This window comes from Vibrio sp. Vb2880, from assembly GCF_033337975.1.
Taxonomy (GTDB): Bacteria; Pseudomonadota; Gammaproteobacteria; order Enterobacterales; family Vibrionaceae; genus Vibrio; species Vibrio alginolyticus.
In genome coordinates this window covers 245,083-263,736 of sequence record NZ_JAWORT010000002.1, presented here as the reverse complement: position 1 = coordinate 263,736, position 18,654 = coordinate 245,083, and the positions used below count along the sequence as shown (strand labels likewise).

Here is an 18,654-nt window from a genome sequence, read left to right as displayed (position 1 = left end):
GTTGGTGTCTAAATTTTACACAGTTACGCCTGTACTCCGATAAATTCGTTCTACGCTTACTATTCGTCTTAATAAAGGAGAACCAAAATGGCTGTAATGAAGCAGGATATTCCAAATCGTGTAACGGTTTACCATGACAATATCGATCAAGAACAAGAGCTGAAAAATGCGATGCTGCCAGAGAAACCGCGCTACTTTAACGGTGCTCCGACTTACAAAGCGAACAGCATCGAAGAGTTTGAAAGCAAAATCAGTCAGATAGGTTTGTCTCTCGATAAATAATTTTTCTTTTACCTAAAAGCGCCCTCAAAATGAGGGCGCTTTTTTGTTTATGTGATTGATTTGAATCTTAGGGAATTAACCTTGTTGTGTACTGCCTTGGCAGACCTGTTTTTGCACTGCTGGTGGCGCAGGCTCGTAATGGCTTAAGGTCATACTAAAGCTGCCTTCACCACCAGTGATAGAGCGTAATCGACGAGCGTAATCTTGCAGCTCGTTTACAGGTGACTTGGCTCTGAGTAAGGTGAAGCTGCTGTCGATTGGCTCGGTGCCTTCGATTAAGCCTCGGTTTCCAGATAAATCTCCAGAAACATCGCCAACGTTCGCGGTTGGGATGTGCAGTTCCATCTGGACAATGGGTTCTAGCACAATAGGATCTGCGTTGTTAATCGCATCTAAAAAGGCTTTCTTACCTGCGATGACAAACGCAATTTCTTTCGAATCGACGGAGTGATATTTACCGTCATAAACGGTGACTTCCACATCCTTAATTGGGTTGCCAGAAATCGCGCCTTCCTCTAACGCTTGCAAAATACCTTTTTCAACAGCAGGAATGAGCGCGGTTGGAATGGCGCCACCCACTACTTTGTTGATGAACTTAAATCCGGCACCACGTTCGAGTGGACGAACCTTCAATTGCACTTCACCAAACTGGCCTGCACCGCCACTTTGTTTTTTGTGTCGATAATGCCCTTCGGCAGGTTTGGTGATGGTTTCAAAGTATTCGACGCTTGGTTGGCAGGTTTCGACGTCCAGTTTGTACACGTTCGCCATCTTTTCTAATGCGACTTTGAGGTGAAACTCCCCTTGGCCGCTGATGATGGTTTCGTTGGTGCGAGCGCGATGTTCGATGCGCAGCGAAGGATCTTCACTGGCAATTTTATTCAGCACATCTCCTAATTTTTGCTCATCTCCACGCTTAAGAGGCTTCAAGCACAAAGAATACATGGAGTCAGGAAGGTCCAACGTTTTGAGTTGAACTCCATCTTCTTCGTGAGAGTCATGAACGATTGAATCGAATTCGAGATCATCCACTTTGGCTAAAACGCAGAAGTCGCCTGCAAGCGCGCGAGGGATCTCGGTTCTATCTTTGCCCTGCAGTTGATATAAGTGCCCAACTTTAAATGCCTTGTTGCTTTCGCCAATATAAAGCTGGCTGCCCGCATTGATTTCACCCTGATACACACGTAAGTAGGCAAGTTTTCCCATATATGGGTCGACGCTGACTTTGTACACGTGTGCGACGGTGTGCTCTAAGGTTTCGCAATTTACTTTGATTTTTTTGCCGTTCTTTTCCAGTAGAGGAGGGTTACCCTCGTTTGGCATGGGCATGATCTCCGCCAAGGTGCGCAGCAGCAACTCGACGCCCGCGCCGGTTTGTGCTGAGACAAAACAGACCGGAATCACATGTCCAGTTCTCAGTGCTTCTTCAAACGGATCATGCAGTTGCTCTGCGGTGAGTTCGGAGCCTTGTTCCAGATACAGTTCCATCAGTTCTTCATCGACTTCGATGACTTGGTCAATTAAGGTCTCATGAGCTTCATCTACCGTTGCAAGTAAGGTTTCTCGTCCCAATTCTGGTTCGAAATAGCAGTCAACTACAGATTCCCCGTCAGCCGAAGGTAAGTTGATCGGCAAGCAGTGGTCACCAAAATGCTCAACGATGTTCTCCATCAATCTTTCTAACTGATTACCGTGGTTATCGAGCTTATTGATAATGATCATCTGACATTTTTGCTGCTCTTTAGCAAAGGTGAATAAGCGATCGGAAGTTTGGTTAAGTGGGGTTTGAGGGTCGATGACAAGGGCAGATGTTTCAACGGCAGGAAAAACGCTGATAGTACGGCCAAGTAACTCGTTTTGTCCCGGAGTGTCGATGATATTGAGCCGGTGTTTATTCCAGCGCAGTGCGACTGGCGTTGCTTCAATACTGTGTTGATATTGGATGGATTGAGGGTCGAAGTCGGTAACGGTATCGCCTTTTTCTACGCTGCCTAAATGGTGCGTGGCATCGCAGGTGAAGAGCAGTTTTTCTATCAGCGTGGTTTTACCGGTCCCGGTTTGGCCGACAAAAGCGATATTGCGTATTTTGTTGATAGGCATAGAGCCTCCTTGCAAGATGGCGTGAAAAACCTACGAATTGCTAGGAAGTGGGTTGTTATAGAAACCCACGCACTGCATTGGAGTAGGGCGGGATTACCGCCTATTCGTTTTCCACGTCATTTTCCGGATGACTCGATGCATAAGACCACCTTCTTGGACTACTGGAATCTTAGCATGCCTCAATAACCATATAATTTATGTGACTTATTTCATGATGGGGCTGATTGTTTTTTAATCGAGATCATAAACTCAGAGGTTCTGACTTTTGGAGCAAAACCTCTGGATTGTTTAGGCTATTTGGAAAGAACGATTTCGCCGTCGCAATAAACCAAGCTTGGCGTTACATCTTGTCCGAGCAGCACCGGGCCATCAAGATCGACAACGCTTGCCTGAGCAGCAATGGGTAAGGCAGCACGCATCGCAAGCGACGTCCCCAACATACAACCGGACATGAGGCGAAAACCGAGTTTTTGGGCGTCGTCGGATAATAATAGTGCTTCAGTGAGCCCGCCAGTTTTATCTAGCTTAATGTTCACCATTTCATATTTGCCAACCAACTGATGCAATTGCTCTCTGGTGTGACAACTTTCATCGGCGCAAAGTGGAATGGGGTGCGGAATGCTGGCGAGTACGTCGTCGCAGTCTTGTGGCAACGGTTGCTCGATCATGGTGATATTAAACGGTTCGAGTTGAGCAAATACCGTCGCGAGGTCGAGGTTTTGCCACGCTTCATTCGCATCTAAGACAATTTGTGCGTGCGGCGCGGCATCGCGTACTGCTGCAACGCGCTCAATCACGTTTTCACCATCCAGTTTTACCTTAAGCAGTTTTGCGCCTTGGCTAAGGTAAGCTTGTGCCTGTTTTGCCATCGCTTGCGGCTTGTCGATAGAAACCGTCATCGCCGTCACAATCGCCTCGGGTAACGTAAAGAGGTCGTGAACCTGCTGCTTTTGGCTCAAAAGCGCGTGAAGATGCCAAAGGGCGCAATCCAATGCATTTCTTGCCGCCCCTGCGGGTAATAACGATTGAAGCTGGCTTTTGAGAACCATGACATCAGCTTCGCCTTTGGCATACAAACTTTGCAGTTCATGCGCGGCGTGAGAAATCGCCTTAATCACCGATTCAACCGATTCACCATAACGAGGGTATGGCGTGCATTCACCTTGGGCGGTCATGCCTCGATGTTCAATTGTCACGCGGACTACGTGGCACTCTGTCCGACTGCCGCGAGAGATGCGAAATGGTGTCGCCATGGCAATCGTGACGGGTTCTACATGAATTTTCATCTCACTAGTTTCCCTAAACCGCAGTTATTTTCTAAACCGTAAATGTTTCTTAAATCGTAAGGAGCCTATCTGCAACCGCATCAACGCCAAAACGCACAGGGTCGGTGACGGGCACCTGGTATTTGTCGCTCCAATCCTGGCATAACTGGGCTGCATCTTCTTCGCTGATCGCCGAAGTGTTCAAGCAAATACCCACTAATTGAGCGTTTGGATTTGTTAGGCGAGCAGCGGCCAGATTCGCTTCTATCGTTTGTTCAATGGTTGGCAAGCTCACATGTGGTAAGTTGCGGATGTGCGGGCGACCAATCTCATGGCACAGTATCAGAGCGTCAGCTTGTGCGCCGTGAAGTAAGCCCAAACTTACGCCAGCAAATGAAGGGTTAAACAATGAACCTTGCCCTTCGATGATGTCCCAATCGTGATCGGTGAACTCAGGGCTGATCGCTTCAACTGCGCCGGAGATAAAATCGGCAACTACAGCATCAATCGAAATGCCACTGCCTGCGATGAGAATTCCGGTTTGACCCGTTGCTTTGAACTCTGCACGACAGTTTTTACGCTTCAATGTATGCTCAATGGCAAGGGCAGAGTACATTTTGCCAACGGAGCAATCTGTCCCTACAGTAAGTACTCGCTTGCCTGCGCGAGCTTTGCCATTGCCGACCTTGAGCGGGGCATCATAATGGCGAACATCATACAGTTTGGTTAATCCGCGTTGTTCTAGATCGGCAAGAGGATCAAATTCCGCCAAACGTTGGTGCATGCCCGATGCAATTTCAAATCCCATCTCTGCCGCTTCAAGTAAGGTTGCTTGCCAAGCTTCGGGAATGACGCCTCCTGGATTTGCCGTGCCGAGCACCAGCGTTTTTGCTCCTTGCTGCTGCGCTTGTTGTAGTGTCATGTCGGTTAAACCAAGCGATACGGTTTCTGGCGTCAGGCGGATTTGGCCAAGACAAATCTCAGGTCGCCATTGGTATATGCCACGCGCGGTTTTTGCTGCGAGTGGATCGGTTACATCGCCAAGAAAGAGTAGGTAAGGTTGAGCAATTTGCATGATGGTTCCCTTCGTCATCGTTATTGCTCATTAATGTAGCCAGACTGATTTAGGAAACCGAATGCTTATTTGTTAGGCAGGCATAACTTCAGGTTATACCTTTAAACCATTTGTTGTTTTAGGGCGGTGATAAATTGCTTTGTCGCAATGGATTGAGGTGTGTGCTCTGCGAATAAAACAGAGACGGAGAAGGACATATTTGGCTCCAAAGCATGCACGGAAACGGCATTATCTTGGCGATATTGTTTTGCAGTCCAAGGGTCTACAATCGCGAATCCTGCTTCGTTTTTCACCAGTTCAGCCGCCGCGGAGTAGCTGCGGACGGTGATGGCATGTTGATAATGTTCGTCACGCGCCGATAAGGTTTGATGCAGCAATAAGCCCAGAGGGTCTCGGCTATCTAAACCGATAATGGGTAAATCGTGACTGATGAGTTCTTCTAAAGTGACGGTTTTTTCTGTGGGTATCGCTGCGCTTTTAGGGACAATTAGCGCCAAGTTTTCTTTTAATAACATGTGTCCCATGATCGCTGGTGGCGTTTCTTCACCGAACGCAATGGCGACATCCAATTCATGTTTCAGTAAACCTGAGCACAGCTCATCGCGATTGGCCGTTAAGAGCTCAAAGGAGATGCTGTGCTCTTTCGACAACAACGCGACAGTCGGCGCTAACAAGTGTGCGGCCAAAACAGGCGGAGCACCAACTCGTAAATGTTGAGTTCCCTGTTTGACTTTGTTGGTCAGAGAGCGAAATTGTCCGAGTTGTTGATAGACTTTTTCAGCCTCTGGCAATAAGGCTTTGGCTTCTTGAGTTGGAACGAGACGGCCCTTTACACGCTCAAATAAAGCGAAGCTCAGTTGTTGTTCTGTATGGGCGAGAACTCGAGTGACATTAGGTTGGGAAACGTGCAGTAAGCGAGCCGCGCCTGACACCGTTCCTGCTTGCATAATGGCGTAAAAGACTTCTAATTGCCTTAAGTTCACTGCGATTTCCCCCTGCTCATGTTGGTCACCTCAGAATACCCAACCTTGCTGATAAGCGATAGAGGCAAAAGTGCTGGCGTAAAAAATAGGAAGACGATGTTGGTTGCCTTCCTATCTCGCTTTTTCAATTTCTCAACTTCTCAATTTCTATGCTTCACTTTGCTGCTGCATGAAGGGGCAGGTCGTTAAACGGCTCGACGTCTCGACTGAGTAATCCCATCAAAATCACTGCTAACACCATGACAGCAGCCGCGATTGCAAAACCGTATTGTGTTAGTTCGTAATGACTCAATATTGCAATCAGGACGTAACTGAGAGATTGAATGGTGGTGGCAAACATGCTGATGCCGCCATCGACGCGACCTCGTTGATGAACCGCTACGGTGTGATGCATCCAGTTGACTCTCGCAATGCGATTTAGCGCGTTAAATACGCCAAACAGCGCCGTAAACAACAAGATGATCAGCGGGCTCATCGCAAAACTCATCCCGATAAGCGCAAAAGAGACCATAACCATCGAAGCGAACATAATGTGGCTATGGGAGGCACGGCTTAGCACTTTGGTGACAATAAAGCCGGTTAGCAACGAGCCGAGGCCAAAACTGATGTTGAACCCTGCAAACCAATCGCCAGAGATGCCTTGTTCAGAAAACCAAATCGGCACCAGTTTGCTCAAATACGTCAATGCAGGATAAGAGAGGCAAGAGAGCAGAATAAAGCCATAAAATCGAGGTTCGAGACGGAATATTTGTTTGCTCTCTTTGAGTTGCGCGATGAAAGCAACGGATTTTGATGCCCTTAATTGTTGGGTATAAGGCGTCAGAATATAGAACATCGCTGCTAACGCAGAGGCGCTGGCCGCAAACAAAGCAAACTCTTTCATACCCCACATTTCAAGCAAAACAATACCCAACGCGCCAGCTCCGAGGGTCGTGGATTGCATTACAATTTCTTGCTGACCCGAAATTTTCGCATACTCATGGTGCTGATAATTTTCTTGGGTGAAGGCATTGTTGGTCGTCCATGCAAAATTACTCGAAACCCAATACACCAATTGCGCAAAAGCCAGCAACCAGTGTGACTCAAACCCTAACCAATAAGCAATGAACACCACCAAAGCCATACCCGATTGAATCCATTGATTGAGCACGAGTAGTACTTTGCGTGAATGTCGGTCAATTAAAGTGGAAAAGAAAGGCGTTGCTAGAAAAGAAATCGCGGTGCAGCTCAGAGAAACTAAAGCGACGAATGTACCCATGTTAGGTTCGGAAAGCATGACCCATGGCAGTGCCATCATGAACAAGCCAGAGGAGATACTGTCGAAGAAGCGGCCAGCTAAGTACGGCTGAGTTTTATTTTTCATTATGTTTGCCTCTAACTCCCGATGGATTTCAAAAGGTTGATGTCCAACTGTCTTGTGTTTAACAACCAAGTCGTTCGCGCTGAACACATTATCTTGAGATCGCCGGGGTTTAGCGTTAATTAAGATGGTGCAACTTTAAAACCTCAAGTAAACTTGAGGTAAAGCATTTTTTTAACAAAATTGATACACAGGGAGTCAAGGATGGAAATCAGCGTAGGAGAAGTGGCAAAACGTTCTGGAGTGAAAGTATCTGCCCTACATTTTTACGAGCAAAAAGGGCTGATTTCGAGTTGGAGAAATCAAGGTAATCAGCGTCGCTACCATCGCAGTGTGTTGCGCCGTGTTGCGGTGATCAAAGCAGCGCAGCAAGTTGGGTTGTCGTTAGAAGAAATTAAACATGCGTTAGATGAACTGCCGAAACACCAAGCCCCTAACAAAGCGCAATGGGAAGAAATGGCAAGCCATTGGCATGAACAGTTAGAACAAAAGATTCAAAAACTTAAAGCGTTGCAAAACGATTTAGGCGGATGCATTGGCTGCGGGTGCTTGTCGTTAGAAACCTGCGCACTGCGAAACCCAGAAGATGTATTAGGGAAAGACCACTCGGGGTCGAACTTAACGTTAGAAGAAGAGTAGCGATTATCTCTATTCTTTGTCGAAACTGTCGACTACGATCGCGCCCATCGAAGCAGGCATTGTGATGACGATAACGCGTTTTATCGCAACCAAAGGCTCATTCATGAGTGGCAGTTTATCAAGACAGAAAAGAACTAACGCTACCACAACGGCCGCAATGAGGTACGCGATAACCACACGAAAAATAAAGATGGATACGCGATTCTTGATGTGGCTTTGAAACACGCTTTGATACGCGAAAAAACTGAGGAAAATGACAGAAAGACTTAACAGCATGAGTAAGTTTGCCATTGGTAGGCTCTCACCCAATCGCCACGCTTCCTCCGAAAATGAGATCGGGACTGCTAGGGCAAAAGCGCCAACCAATACTTGGCTAGCGTCTTCTAGATTAAAGTGGCTGCTCATGCTGTTTATTCCATTATTCGCTTGCTAGATGTAAGAGCTTTTCAAAACGCTCATTACCGTGCAGCAATTCGAGGTCTCGTTCTTCGGCAAGTAAATCACGAATGGATGGGCTGTATTCAATTGCGCGTTCCAAGTCTTCAATAGCTTGCTCTTCGATACCAAGGCGAGAGTATGCACACGCGCGTTGATACAGTGCAGGGCCGTTGGTGTAATCGACTTCAAGTACGCGGTTACAAATGCTAAGTGCCCAATGGTATTCGTTGATTTCCATCGCTGCGTCGGCTTTGTACGTCAACGCTTCTAAATCACCTGGACGAATTAACAAGATTTCATCATAGATTTCGATACGTTGTTCTGGAGTTTGAGAGCTTTGTGCACGTAGCCATAAGTTATGGATCTCGTTGATTTTCTCAATCTCTTTGTTGTTCTCACTGATAATGCGAGTTTTGCGTTTTAAATCTCGCTCAAGGGCGACAAACTTTTTCTCGTATTCTTGGGCGATCTTCTCCAATCGTTTATCAGCCATCTCTTTGGTGTTGTGTTTAAACTCACGCAGAGATTGCCATCCGACAAAGGCAATCAGCGATGCGACACCAGCAATGATGTAGAAGAAGTATGTAACGGTGACGTTGGCATAGTTCAACGATTTATCTGCGACCGTTAGCTCGCGATCAGTGATCTCTGTGATCATTCGCTTTTCTAGGCTTTGATAGTCCTGACGCAGCGCTTTTAGTTCATCTAAAATATAGCGTTCCATTAATGGTCTATCTAACAGATCCGATTCTGAATACTTTTCCTCCGATGCCATTGTTGGCAAGGCAAGTATCAGCGAGAAAAAAATACCAATAAATAAGCGCATATAACGTCCTTTCACGAGAAGAGTACAGATAGACCATGCAACAATAGCAAATAGCACAAACGTTTAGCAAAGTTATTACAAAAGAAATAACAGTCGTCTACGTAGAAGTCATATTCTTGTTGTTTTTCAGTTTGTTCCTGGTGGTTATTTGTTGTGATATTTTTTATCCTCCTTGCGAATTTATGATTAATGGAGTGAGCATGGACGCGCGAGCTAAGGATTACTTAGAACAATTCCTAGAATTATTATCACCAGAACAAAGGGAAGCTGTACCATCAGTCAGTGCTGACTATTATTGTGCCGACGAATACAACGCGAATGTATGCGCAGATTTGGTTCGTATTGGACAGAAAACTGCATCGTGCAGTTTGGAGCTTTGGTATCGAGAGCATGGTGAAACCATGCCCCAAGTCGGTCATTTACAAGTAGTGACGAATTGGGATGGGGACCCGGTTTGCGTGATACGAATTACTGACGTAAGTACATGCAAATATGAGGATGTAACCGCAGAGTTTGCCTTCGCAGAAGGCGAAGGTGATAGAACCTTAAACTGGTGGCGTGATGCTCATACTGCATTTTTTAAAGCTGAATGCGATGAGTTGAACATCGATTGGCATGAGAAACGTACGCTGGTTTTAGAGCGTTTTGAAGTGGTGTATCCCGTCAATTAATCTCTGATAGCAGCACTGATTTGAAGTGCTGCTTTCTTTACTGAGAGACCATTTTTAGCGCTTTCGAGCGGTCACACTAAACATGTGCCAATGTTTTTGGCTTCCGACTACAGTGGTCCCGTCTTCATCTCTTTCATGCAATGAAATGAGGTCGTAACCCTCGAATAAGCTTTCCACTTCCTTTTTTGTTAATGCGGTAATGTTTGGATGCATTTCGGAGGTAACCCAGGAGTCTTTCACTCCCAAGAAATCGCCGCAGAAGATACCGCCCGGTTGTAATGCGCTGTCTATTTTTGTCCAGACTTGTTTGAAGCCTGTGTCAGGGCAAAAGAACAAACTGGCATTTGCGATAACCAAACTGCACTGAGGATAATTAAACTCAGTAAAACAGCACTGCGAAACCGAAAATCGTTTGTTACCTTCAAAGCGTGTTAAACAAGTTTTTACTGCATCTTCATTGCTATCACATGCGTGAACCTTAAATCCCTTTTCGAGGAGAAAGTGGCTGTCTCGACCTATTCCGCAGCCAATATCAAGAGCGACTTTGCCTTCTATCTTAAGTTGGTTTACGGCATTTTCCACGTTTGGGCGGTGAGGTTGGCTTAAAATTTTCTGATAGTATTCATTCCATTGCGCTGGCATTGAACTTCCTTATGTTGGTTGTGTCCCCTGCCCAAAACTAGCGTCCATTTTGTTTTGCTTGACTGGGGAGGTTTGCAGTATTGGCAGCTGTTATAGCTGATCTTCAATCGGTAATATTCCGGAGAACCAAGCGCCCATTTTTCGCCATACTCCTGCTTCTGGTTCGGACTCGTATTCTTCGCCTGTTTTTACGTCGGTCCAGACAATGTCCCCGTCGCGCAGAGTTAAGGCATAGGCGTTACTCGACAGTTGACTCGGCAGTTGTTCTAGAAACATTTGCACATATTCTGGCTGTTCGATAACAACGGCCATTTCGGTATTCAAAGCGGCCGAACGTGGGTCCCAGTTCATCGAACCAACGAAAAGTGTTTTGTTATCAATCGTCATTGCTTTAGCGTGTAAACTTGCTCTGCTACTCCCCGTGAGGCTCCACTTACTTTTGAGTTTCGCGCTCGCTTTTACTTCCCAAAGCTTTATTCCAGCTTCGAGTAGATCTTTTCGATATTTTGCGTACCAACCATGCACGGCAAACACATCGTTAGACGCGAGGCTATTGGTCACAATCGTGATATCAACGCCTCGCTTGGCCGCGTTACTTAATGCTTGAGTACCTACTTCAGTTGGAACGAAATAGGGAGAGATGAGCACAAATGAATCCTCAACACTTTTAACCAGCTCCGTTAAATTATCAATAAGTTGGCTCTCTCGGGTCGCGACTTTATCGGGCAGGTCAAACCATACTTTCGCTTCTCCCCAGTAGAGCTTGAGTTTGCCTTGTTTTAGATCTTGGTACATATCCAGTTGAGTGAAGTCATAGCGGCCGGTTGAAAACTTTTCCTCTAACCGGAGTTTATTGACCTGCTTTTGAATCGCTTGGTCGGTAATTTGCTGTGAATTCGGTGTAATCCATTCCATTGGTATCGAATAGGCGCTATTCCAGTAGAGGTCGAACTGATCGGCAGTTTGTTGTACCGCCTCACCATAGAGCAGAAGATCAAAATCACCAAACTCAACTTGCGATTCAAAAGAGAAGTATTCATTGCCGATATTTCTACCTCCGACAATGGCGGAAACACTGTCTGCAATCAGAGACTTATTGTGCATACGACGATTAAGGCGTTCAAAATCGCTAGCAAGAGCGAACCAACGGGAGTCGCGATACTGATGCGGATTAAATAAGCGGATTTCTATATTAGGATGTGCATTGAGGGCAGCCATCACATCGTCGTTTCGCTTTTGCATATCGTCAAGCAACAGCCTTACTCGAACACCACGCTTTGCCGCTTCATACAAGCGCCACGTTATTAGCTGACTCGTTTCGTCACCACGGTAAATATAGTATTGAAGATCAAGGCTTTTCTGGGCGGACTCGATCAAAGAGGTTCGAGCAAGAAGGGCATCGTGTCCTTGATTTAACGGTGCAAAGCCAGTTATGGACTTAGGGTCTCTCCCGTAAGCTTCAAAGTACTGCGCAAGAACAGAATCCTTTTGATAACCGAGCTGAAAGCTGGTGGACTTTTCACTGGCGTCATTCAACGATACGGATGAGCATGCCGATAAAATAGTGAGCAGCGAGGGGAAGAGCAACTTGGCGAGCGTTTGTAACAAAGCACATTTCCTTGTCTTACAGAGTGTTACCTACTCCAAATTATAGACTTAAGCTGACGCCACATGCACCCAGAACCGTTTGATAACGAGCGATTAATCAATGAATTGCCATAGAGCCTGCACTAAGTTCAACTTTTAGAGCGCAGATAATCATTTATTTTAATTATCATTATGGCCGTATTGGTCATAATCACTAATATCTGGTGATTATGACCAATAGCACACTGGATAAAATAATGGTTTTTATATAACCATATGATTTCTAATAAATAAATGCTTGGCATGTCATTTGCTGTTTAGAATAAAAGTTAAGTCAGAGCAACTTGCGCAGTTGGTTAATTTTTTGTTAATTTTATTAACTTTGAATTGGCAATAACTATCTAGTTAGCTGCTTAAAAGACTAGGCAAGTGCCGCTTTGATGTTTATTCAAATTCAATTCTCTCACCACCATGCTTACCGGGAGCAATGGACTGAATAAAAGTGTGGTGTTGAAAACAACAATAAAAAAGGATTTTCGATGTTAGCAAAACCCATATTACGTTGGCTTTTACCCTTCGTCGTCGTTGGAGGCTCTTATGCAGGATATGCTGCAATTGCCGCAACTGCGCCGGAAAAAGAGTCAACCAAAGATGCAATTACAGAACCTACTGTTCAGGCTTCTTCTCTTTTTCCTACCGATCACAAAGTGGTGATTACCAGTCACGGTGAATTAGTCCCTTTTGAAAAAACACACCTTTCCGCGCAAGTTAGTGGTGAAGTTACGAGTTGGCACCCGAATTTTGTGACGGGTGGCATCGTAAAACGAGGAGAGGTTCTTTTCACAATTGAAAGTGACAACTATGAAGCGTCGGTTTTACAAGCTGAAGCCGATTTAGCTAGTGCACGCGCAAACTTGATTGAGGAACAAGCGAAAGCCGAAGTGGCAAAACGTCAGGCAAAGAGACTGAGCGATAAGCAAGTGACGGATCTGTATTTACGCAAGCCTCACGTTTTGAGCGCACAAGCGCAAGTGAAGTCGGCCCAAGCGGCACTCAAACGAGCAAAAAGAGAGTTAGAAAATTGCAAAGTCGTTGCACCTTACGATGCGCTGGTTGTTGAGCGTGATATTGGTGTTGGTCAATTTGTTACATCTGGTTCTCGAGTTGCCACGTTAAACAACATCGAAGTGGCAGAGGTGCACGTACCCATTGCCGGTTTTGATAGTGCATTTTTACCCGAATCCATTGGTGAACTCACTGCGACAGTGACGCAGCAAGGTGTGTTTTCTACCACTAGAGAAGGTCGAGTAGTTCGTGATTTAGGCATGATTGATAGCGCTACCCGAATGATTAACATGGTCATTCAAATCGCGGACCCATACGGTGTCGATAACCAGCAGCCTCCAATTAAATTCGGCTCCTACGTTGAAGTGAGCTTCACTGGTAAGGAACTTAAGCATATCTACCGCTTGCCACAGGAATTAGTAAAAAATCGTACCGTGTGGGTAGTGAATGGCGATAATCAACTTCAACCCAGAACTGTCACGGTTTTGAGAGCAGAAGGTGAGTTTTTGCTGGTGGGCGAAGGTTTAGAGCAAAGTGATAAGTTGGTACTGACCTTACCAGAGTACCCTCAAAAAGGCATGGCGGTACAAATCGCAAAAAAGAGTGACGACTCCGAAACCGTCGTACAGTAAGTAGGAGTTTGTCATGGAAGATACTAAACAAAAGGGCTTGATTGCCTATTTTGCGAATAACCCCGTCGCTGCCAACCTTTTGATGGTGTTCATCATTATCATGGGTGTGGTGAGTTTTCTCTTTATTCAAAGGCAGATGTTTCCGAATATTGAGGTGAACTACATTGATGTTCGTGCGACTTATCCTGGCGCTTCTCCTCAAGAGATAGAAGAGAGTATTCTCGTTAAGGTCGAGGAATCGATTAAAGACGTCACCGGGATTAAAAAAGCAGTCTCAACGGCCTCTAGAGGTAGCGCTTATGTTTCTATCGAGGTAGACGTTAATGCCGATATCAAGCGTGTCTTAGATGATGTAAACCAACGTATTGATACCTTGTCTAATTTACCAGCGGGTATGGAACCAATCAATGTTTACCAAGTTGAATGGCGCCAAGATGTAATTGAAATGGGGTTAGTTGGGGACCGACCGCTCGAGGAGCTTAAACCGATTGCTAAGCAAATCGAAGATGAATTACTTCAGTTAGAAAACGTCATGCTGGTGTACCTGAGTGCGCCAGAAGAAGAAATAGCGATTGAAGTTGACCCACTTGTTCTTCGTAAATACGACCTGACGTTGAGCGATATCAGCAGCGCGATCAGCCGTTACTCAGCCAACTTTTCTGCGGGCGAAGTAAAAACAAACTCAGGGATGATTGCAGTAAGGATTGAAAACCAATACTACCGTGGTGATGAGTTTAGAAATATTCCTGTAAAGCTTGGCGCAAATGGTGCAAAGGTTCTGTTGCAAGATATTGCCACAATAAAAGATGGCTTTACGGAAGAAGAGCGCTACTTTGAATACTCAGGTCAGAATGCGATCTACATGTCTGTTGAAGCAACTCGTGACCAGAACATTATCCCTGTTGCACAGTCCGTTCGTAATTATATTGAAACAAAAAACAAGACATTACCGCAGGATGTTAAGCTCAAAGTCTTAGTTGATACGACTTATTATTTAAATGGGCGTCTCGACATGATGTTGAAAAACTTGCTGCAAGGCGCTGCATTAGTCGCGATTATGCTGACCATTTTCCTACGTTTCCGCTTGGCTATGTGGGTAATGATTGGGCTACCTGTCTGTTTTCTCGGTGCCGTAATGATGATGCCTGCATTAGGAATCACGGTAAACATCGTGTCTCTTTTTGCCTTCATTATGGTGCTCGGTATTGTAGTTGATGACGCCATCGTGATGGGAGAGAGCGCTTACAGCGAAATTGAAGAAAAAGGCGGTGGCGTCGAAAACGTGGTTCGTGGTGTAAAACGTGTTGCCACACCAGCCACTTTCGGTGTGTTAACCACAATTGCTGTGTTTGCTCCTTTCTTGTTGTCTAGCGGTATTGATAGTGCATTCTTTTATGGTATCGCGGGGGTCGTGATTCTTTGTTTGATCTTCAGTTTGATTGAATCGAAGCTGATCCTTCCTGCACACCTTGCGCATACTCATTTTAAGCCAGTTAAACCAGGTGGTTGGCGTGACCGATTTAACCAACGTTTTTTTGGTTTTGTAAATGGTCCATATCGGAACTTTGTAACAACATGCACCCATTGGCGCTGGACAGTGTTTGCGGTGTTCTGTGGTTTACTGCTGATCAGCGCGGCTTTGATCAACGCGAATTATGTTCGGGTGATCCCTAACCCTAAAGTGCCGACTGACTATCCTGCGATCACTATTGAAATGAATGATACCGTTTCAAGTGAGCAGACAATCAGTGCACTCAAGACTATTGAACGTGTCATGCAAAAGATCGAATCTGAGACCATTGCAGAACATGGTCAAGGAATGATTCGTGATGTGCTGTCGTACAACAGAAGCCGCACCGAAGGTCGTGTATTAGTACCTCTGGTTGATGAAGAGTTACGCCCGTTCAATACATTTGAACTGGCTCGACGTTGGCGTGAAGCTATGCCTGTTATTCCAGGTATGAAGAGCATCAAAATCCGCGAGCAGAGTGCGGGTGGTGGTGACAGGGATGAGTTTGGCTACTTGTTGTTTGGTTCTAACATCAATGAGCTCAACGAGGCTGGGCGTTACTTGATAGAGCGTTTACAGCAGGAAGAAGGGTTATATGATATTTCATCTTCTATTGATTCTGGAAGCAAAGAAGTACTCCTGTCTCTTGCGCCTGTAGCGTACGATCTCGGTCTGGATCTCACCATGATCGCAGAGCAAGTTGGTGGCAGCTTTTATGGTGGCGAAGCACAGCGCATTATTCGTGATGGTGAAGAAATTAAAGTTATGGTGCGTTACCCGCAACTGACGCGTGAAGCATTCTCATCATTGCGTTACGCTGTGATTACCACACCAGCAGGTAAGAAGGTCATGCTAGGTGATGTGGTGAAGATCAACGAGCAGCCGGGCGTGAGTAGCATTCGACGTGAAGGCGGGTATCAAACCGTTTATGTTTATGGTTCCATAGACGAAGAATTGGTTGAACCTCAAGAAATCGTGAAGGTCATTGACGACAATATCTTACCGGACATGAAGCAAGCCTTCCCAACTGTGAAAACAGAATTGGGCGGTGATATTGAAGAGCAAGCTGCGCAGCGTAATGAACAGATTTTGTTCTTTATTGCAGGCATGATCATCGTCTACATCTTGTTAGCTGTACCGTTAAAAAGTTATACCCAACCTTTGATTGTAATGTCCGTCATTCCGTTTAGTCTGACGGGGGCGATTTGGGGCCATTTCTGGCTAGGTTTAGACATAAGTATGATGTCGACATTTGGTTTGATCGCCGCTGCTGGCGTGGTTATCAACGACTCTCTGGTTATGACAGATTACGTAAACCAAGTAAGAGAAAAGGGTATGAACATCAAACAAGCGGTTGTTGAAGCGGGTTGTGCTCGTTTTCGAGCTATCACGCTCACCTCAATAACGACGTTTGCGGGTGTATTGCCGATAATGTTTGAAACGAGTTTGCAGGCGCGTTTTGTCATACCGATGGCTGTCGCTTTGGGCTTTGCGGTGTTGTACGCAACGGTTCTGACTTTAGTGTTGGTGCCTTGTTTGTATTTAATGCTTGAAGATATTAAAAATATTTTCAGATCGATTAAGAGGTTTATCCATCGTTTGATTAATCGTTTCAGAAAGTCGCCAGTGACGTCGAGCGTTGAAGCAAGCGTATCGAGTTAACAAGCTTGATGTTAACGATTAGGAGCAGCCTTCGGGCTGCTTTTTTGTTTCCGCATTTTGATTCAAAGTGATTTTTTAGTGGGCAGTTACGTAATTATCTGATGAGAAAACTGCCTGACAAAGTATTTCTAATATGTATGTTTCTAATGTTTTAAATTTGCATGGTTAATTTGACACTTGGTTAGCGAAATTTACCAGACGAAGATAACGTTGAATATGAGGTTTTATTTAAGTTATTGAAAAATAACAAAATAAAAGTTGGCATCGTATGTGCAATATATAAATTGTAATTAAAATTAACTGCTAATCCTCAAGGAGCTTATTATGAAAAGCGTATTTCTATCTACTCTAAGTCTTATTGCTGTAATGTCATCACCAATCGCTGCTGCTAACACTTTAGACAAAGAGGAGTGGAGCTCAGATTTACGTCAGGACTTTTCTGAAATGAAACATGAAGCTATAGCAGATATTCAGCAAATGAACATGGATGCCATTCACGCACGTGATGAGCGTATCGTGAAAAACATTAAAGATGAGCAAGAACAGTTAGTAAAGGTAACGTGCCACAAAGAGAAAGCAAGCAAGTCATAAACGCCGCTAAAAGAGACTAACAGACGAAAATGAATCCAATACGAGTTCGGTGTTAGTTAGCAGTAAGCACTGACCTTGTTGCTCTACTTGCCAGCCTTTTAAGGCTGGCTTTTTTGTTTCTCATTTCATGGGTGGAGATCAGATCCTCAAGCTCATTATCAATAGTTGGCGTGTTTGATGAGCTATTGCTGGATGGAGCGGATGTAACTTTTAAAAGTGTAGATTTCAGTAAAGTGGAGGTGATGTTAGATATTTAAAATTTAGAAAAGATCCGATCTCCTTTTTGACCTTCATAATACCTTAGTATGTGGCTTACCTTTACTTGAATTAGAACTCATATTGCAGGCTCTCGTTTAAAGGTATTGATGCATATTTGAAGAGTAAGAGATAGACATATGAGTTTTATTAAAATGTGTAAAGATGGTTTTAGAGGAAAGCCGGATTTCTCTGACTTATTACATAATGCGTTCCAGATAGATGACTTAGTGCTGTCATTTGAGTGTCCGAACAACATATATGAAGGACATGTATACCAGGATCTTGTTAATTTAGAACAGTTCGATGTTGAATCAAAAATAGAGAGGCATGAAAGGTTTGTAAAGTTAGCTACGGTATATTTTTTGTTTCAGAAGAAAATATTAAACCCTTTGCTTCCTATTAACAAACAAGGTGGATTATATATTAGGCTACGGGTTAAATCTACTGGAGAAGATATTGATAATATTAGTCAATTGTCCTCATTTTTAGAGAGAGAATATTATGATTTTTATCATGCCCCGGAGCAAAGTGAAGGCTCTATGAGGGGGTATCATACAGACTTGATGAAAGAATTGACTAAGCGTGCGAATAAACAATGGGGAGAAATTCCAGAAAGTGAAGACCGAAAAAGAGAAAAAGAAGAATATTTAATTAGAGGTTTCTTAAGTGGTTATCCACCAATAAAGTGTGAGATAGTTGAAGTTGGAAAAAACAAATACTCAAAATACTCAGAAGGTAATCTTAAGTATAAGAGTGAATTACGAAGAGTATACAATTTACCCATAAAAAATGAATTCTACCTGAGCATCGAGTTTTGGTATAAGTACGAATCGATGTTTGCTAAGCAGAAGTTTTTAGATTGGGTGAGAAGTGCTGATGAAACTTTTGAAAAAAAAGTATTGGAATTACTGGACTTGTCTCCGGTAATCGAATCGTATACGACTGGAAAAACAGAGAGATTGAGCAAAGAAACTAACGCAGATTAAGCCCATTTCAGTGGGAAGAAAAAAGCCCGCGAAGAATGCTTTCACGGGCGAAAAAAGGGCACCAAATTGGGTGTCTATTCAT

Annotated in this window: 16 protein-coding genes; 7 read left to right on the top strand and 9 right to left on the bottom strand. The window is 44.5% G+C overall.

Annotated features, from left to right (window positions below; translation table 11 throughout):
* Window positions 1-87: 87 nt before the first annotated feature.
* Window positions 88-282 (top strand): hypothetical protein, encoded by a 195-nt coding sequence (locus R7M92_RS03085; protein ID WP_005373920.1) that lies wholly within the window; start codon window positions 88-90, stop codon window positions 280-282.
* A 75-nt stretch (window positions 283-357) separates the two neighbouring features.
* Here R7M92_RS03085 and fusA read toward each other — a convergent pair whose 3' ends face one another.
* The 5 genes from fusA to R7M92_RS03060 form a co-directional block, all read right to left on the bottom strand.
* Window positions 358-2,382 carry an elongation factor G gene (gene fusA / locus R7M92_RS03080; RefSeq protein WP_029853012.1) on the bottom strand — a complete coding sequence of 675 codons (2,025 nt, stop codon included), beginning with the start codon at window positions 2,380-2,382 and terminating at the stop codon, window positions 358-360.
* A 293-nt stretch (window positions 2,383-2,675) separates the two neighbouring features.
* Window positions 2,676-3,668, bottom strand: coding sequence for an N-acetyl-D-Glu racemase DgcA (gene dgcA / locus R7M92_RS03075; protein ID WP_262635978.1), 993 nt, complete (start codon window positions 3,666-3,668; stop codon window positions 2,676-2,678).
* Between the two features lie 49 nt (window positions 3,669-3,717).
* Complete coding sequence (gene dgcN, locus R7M92_RS03070) at window positions 3,718-4,722, bottom strand: N-acetyltransferase DgcN (protein WP_262636007.1); 1,005 nt, start codon at window positions 4,720-4,722, stop codon at window positions 3,718-3,720.
* Window positions 4,723-4,823: 101 nt separating this feature from the next.
* On the bottom strand, window positions 4,824-5,705 hold the full coding sequence (locus R7M92_RS03065; protein ID WP_318132670.1) for a LysR family transcriptional regulator: 882 nt from the start codon (window positions 5,703-5,705) through the stop codon (window positions 4,824-4,826).
* A gap of 154 nt (window positions 5,706-5,859) precedes the next feature.
* Complete coding sequence (locus R7M92_RS03060) at window positions 5,860-7,068, bottom strand: MFS transporter (protein WP_213903207.1); 1,209 nt, start codon at window positions 7,066-7,068, stop codon at window positions 5,860-5,862.
* A 201-nt stretch (window positions 7,069-7,269) separates the two neighbouring features.
* On the opposite strand from R7M92_RS03060, the gene soxR reads away from it, so the two are divergent.
* Window positions 7,270-7,704, top strand: a complete 435-nt coding sequence (gene soxR, locus R7M92_RS03055) for a redox-sensitive transcriptional activator SoxR (protein ID WP_005373898.1) — start codon at window positions 7,270-7,272, stop codon at window positions 7,702-7,704.
* Window positions 7,705-7,713: 9 nt separating this feature from the next.
* On the opposite strand, the gene R7M92_RS03050 is transcribed toward soxR, so the two are convergent.
* On the bottom strand, window positions 7,714-8,109 hold the full coding sequence (locus R7M92_RS03050; protein ID WP_005373896.1) for a DUF2391 family protein: 396 nt from the start codon (window positions 8,107-8,109) through the stop codon (window positions 7,714-7,716).
* Window positions 8,110-8,122: 13 nt separating this feature from the next.
* Complete coding sequence (locus R7M92_RS03045) at window positions 8,123-8,968, bottom strand: tetratricopeptide repeat protein (protein WP_005373890.1); 846 nt, start codon at window positions 8,966-8,968, stop codon at window positions 8,123-8,125.
* A 200-nt stretch (window positions 8,969-9,168) separates the two neighbouring features.
* Between R7M92_RS03045 and R7M92_RS03040 the strand changes: the two genes are divergently transcribed.
* Window positions 9,169-9,639: an ASCH domain-containing protein gene (locus R7M92_RS03040; RefSeq protein ID WP_005373887.1), complete on the top strand. Its 471-nt coding sequence runs from the start codon at window positions 9,169-9,171 to the stop codon at window positions 9,637-9,639.
* A gap of 54 nt (window positions 9,640-9,693) precedes the next feature.
* Here the strand turns inward: R7M92_RS03040 and R7M92_RS03035 are convergent, their stop codons facing one another.
* Both R7M92_RS03035 and R7M92_RS03030 read right to left on the bottom strand, forming a co-directional pair.
* On the bottom strand, window positions 9,694-10,281 hold the full coding sequence (locus R7M92_RS03035) for a class I SAM-dependent methyltransferase (RefSeq protein ID WP_031781098.1): 588 nt from the start codon (window positions 10,279-10,281) through the stop codon (window positions 9,694-9,696).
* A 90-nt stretch (window positions 10,282-10,371) separates the two neighbouring features.
* Entirely contained in the window at window positions 10,372-11,889 is a 1,518-nt protein-coding gene (locus R7M92_RS03030; RefSeq protein ID WP_005387112.1) for a phospholipase D family protein, read from the bottom strand.
* Window positions 11,890-12,407: 518 nt separating this feature from the next.
* Between R7M92_RS03030 and R7M92_RS03025 the strand changes: the two genes are divergently transcribed.
* The 4 genes from R7M92_RS03025 (at window position 12,408) to R7M92_RS03010 (ending at window position 18,572) form a co-directional block, all read left to right on the top strand.
* Window positions 12,408-13,565 (top strand): efflux RND transporter periplasmic adaptor subunit, encoded by a 1,158-nt coding sequence (locus R7M92_RS03025; RefSeq protein WP_005387110.1) that lies wholly within the window; start codon window positions 12,408-12,410, stop codon window positions 13,563-13,565.
* 13 nt (window positions 13,566-13,578) lie between these two features.
* A complete protein-coding gene (locus R7M92_RS03020; protein WP_318132668.1) occupies window positions 13,579-16,737 on the top strand; it encodes an efflux RND transporter permease subunit in 3,159 nt (1,052 codons plus the stop codon).
* Window positions 16,738-17,061: 324 nt separating this feature from the next.
* Window positions 17,062-17,328: a hypothetical protein gene (locus tag R7M92_RS03015; RefSeq protein WP_005373876.1), complete on the top strand. Its 267-nt coding sequence runs from the start codon at window positions 17,062-17,064 to the stop codon at window positions 17,326-17,328.
* 395 nt (window positions 17,329-17,723) lie between these two features.
* Entirely contained in the window at window positions 17,724-18,572 is an 849-nt protein-coding gene (locus tag R7M92_RS03010; protein ID WP_238844270.1) for a DNAase, read from the top strand.
* The last annotated feature ends 82 nt before the right edge of the window (window positions 18,573-18,654 follow it).

What these genes read in the sequence shown, in the direction of transcription:
- R7M92_RS03085 (WP_005373920.1), top strand. Translation starts at nt 88, where the DNA reads ATGGCTGTAATGAAGCAGGATATTCCAAATCGTGTAACGGTTTACCAT.
- fusA (WP_029853012.1), bottom strand. Translation starts at nt 2,382, where the DNA reads ATGCCTATCAACAAAATACGCAATATCGCTTTTGTCGGCCAAACCGGG.
- dgcA (WP_262635978.1), bottom strand. Translation starts at nt 3,668, where the DNA reads ATGAAAATTCATGTAGAACCCGTCACGATTGCCATGGCGACACCATTT.
- dgcN (WP_262636007.1), bottom strand. Translation starts at nt 4,722, where the DNA reads ATGCAAATTGCTCAACCTTACCTACTCTTTCTTGGCGATGTAACCGAT.
- R7M92_RS03060 (WP_213903207.1), bottom strand. Translation starts at nt 7,068, where the DNA reads ATGAAAAATAAAACTCAGCCGTACTTAGCTGGCCGCTTCTTCGACAGT.
- soxR (WP_005373898.1), top strand. Translation starts at nt 7,270, where the DNA reads ATGGAAATCAGCGTAGGAGAAGTGGCAAAACGTTCTGGAGTGAAAGTA.
- R7M92_RS03050 (WP_005373896.1), bottom strand. Translation starts at nt 8,109, where the DNA reads ATGAGCAGCCACTTTAATCTAGAAGACGCTAGCCAAGTATTGGTTGGC.
- R7M92_RS03045 (WP_005373890.1), bottom strand. Translation starts at nt 8,968, where the DNA reads ATGCGCTTATTTATTGGTATTTTTTTCTCGCTGATACTTGCCTTGCCA.
- R7M92_RS03040 (WP_005373887.1), top strand. Translation starts at nt 9,169, where the DNA reads ATGGACGCGCGAGCTAAGGATTACTTAGAACAATTCCTAGAATTATTA.
- R7M92_RS03035 (WP_031781098.1), bottom strand. Translation starts at nt 10,281, where the DNA reads ATGCCAGCGCAATGGAATGAATACTATCAGAAAATTTTAAGCCAACCT.
- R7M92_RS03025 (WP_005387110.1), top strand. Translation starts at nt 12,408, where the DNA reads ATGTTAGCAAAACCCATATTACGTTGGCTTTTACCCTTCGTCGTCGTT.
- R7M92_RS03020 (WP_318132668.1), top strand. Translation starts at nt 13,579, where the DNA reads ATGGAAGATACTAAACAAAAGGGCTTGATTGCCTATTTTGCGAATAAC.
- R7M92_RS03015 (WP_005373876.1), top strand. Translation starts at nt 17,062, where the DNA reads ATGAAAAGCGTATTTCTATCTACTCTAAGTCTTATTGCTGTAATGTCA.
- R7M92_RS03010 (WP_238844270.1), top strand. Translation starts at nt 17,724, where the DNA reads ATGAGTTTTATTAAAATGTGTAAAGATGGTTTTAGAGGAAAGCCGGAT.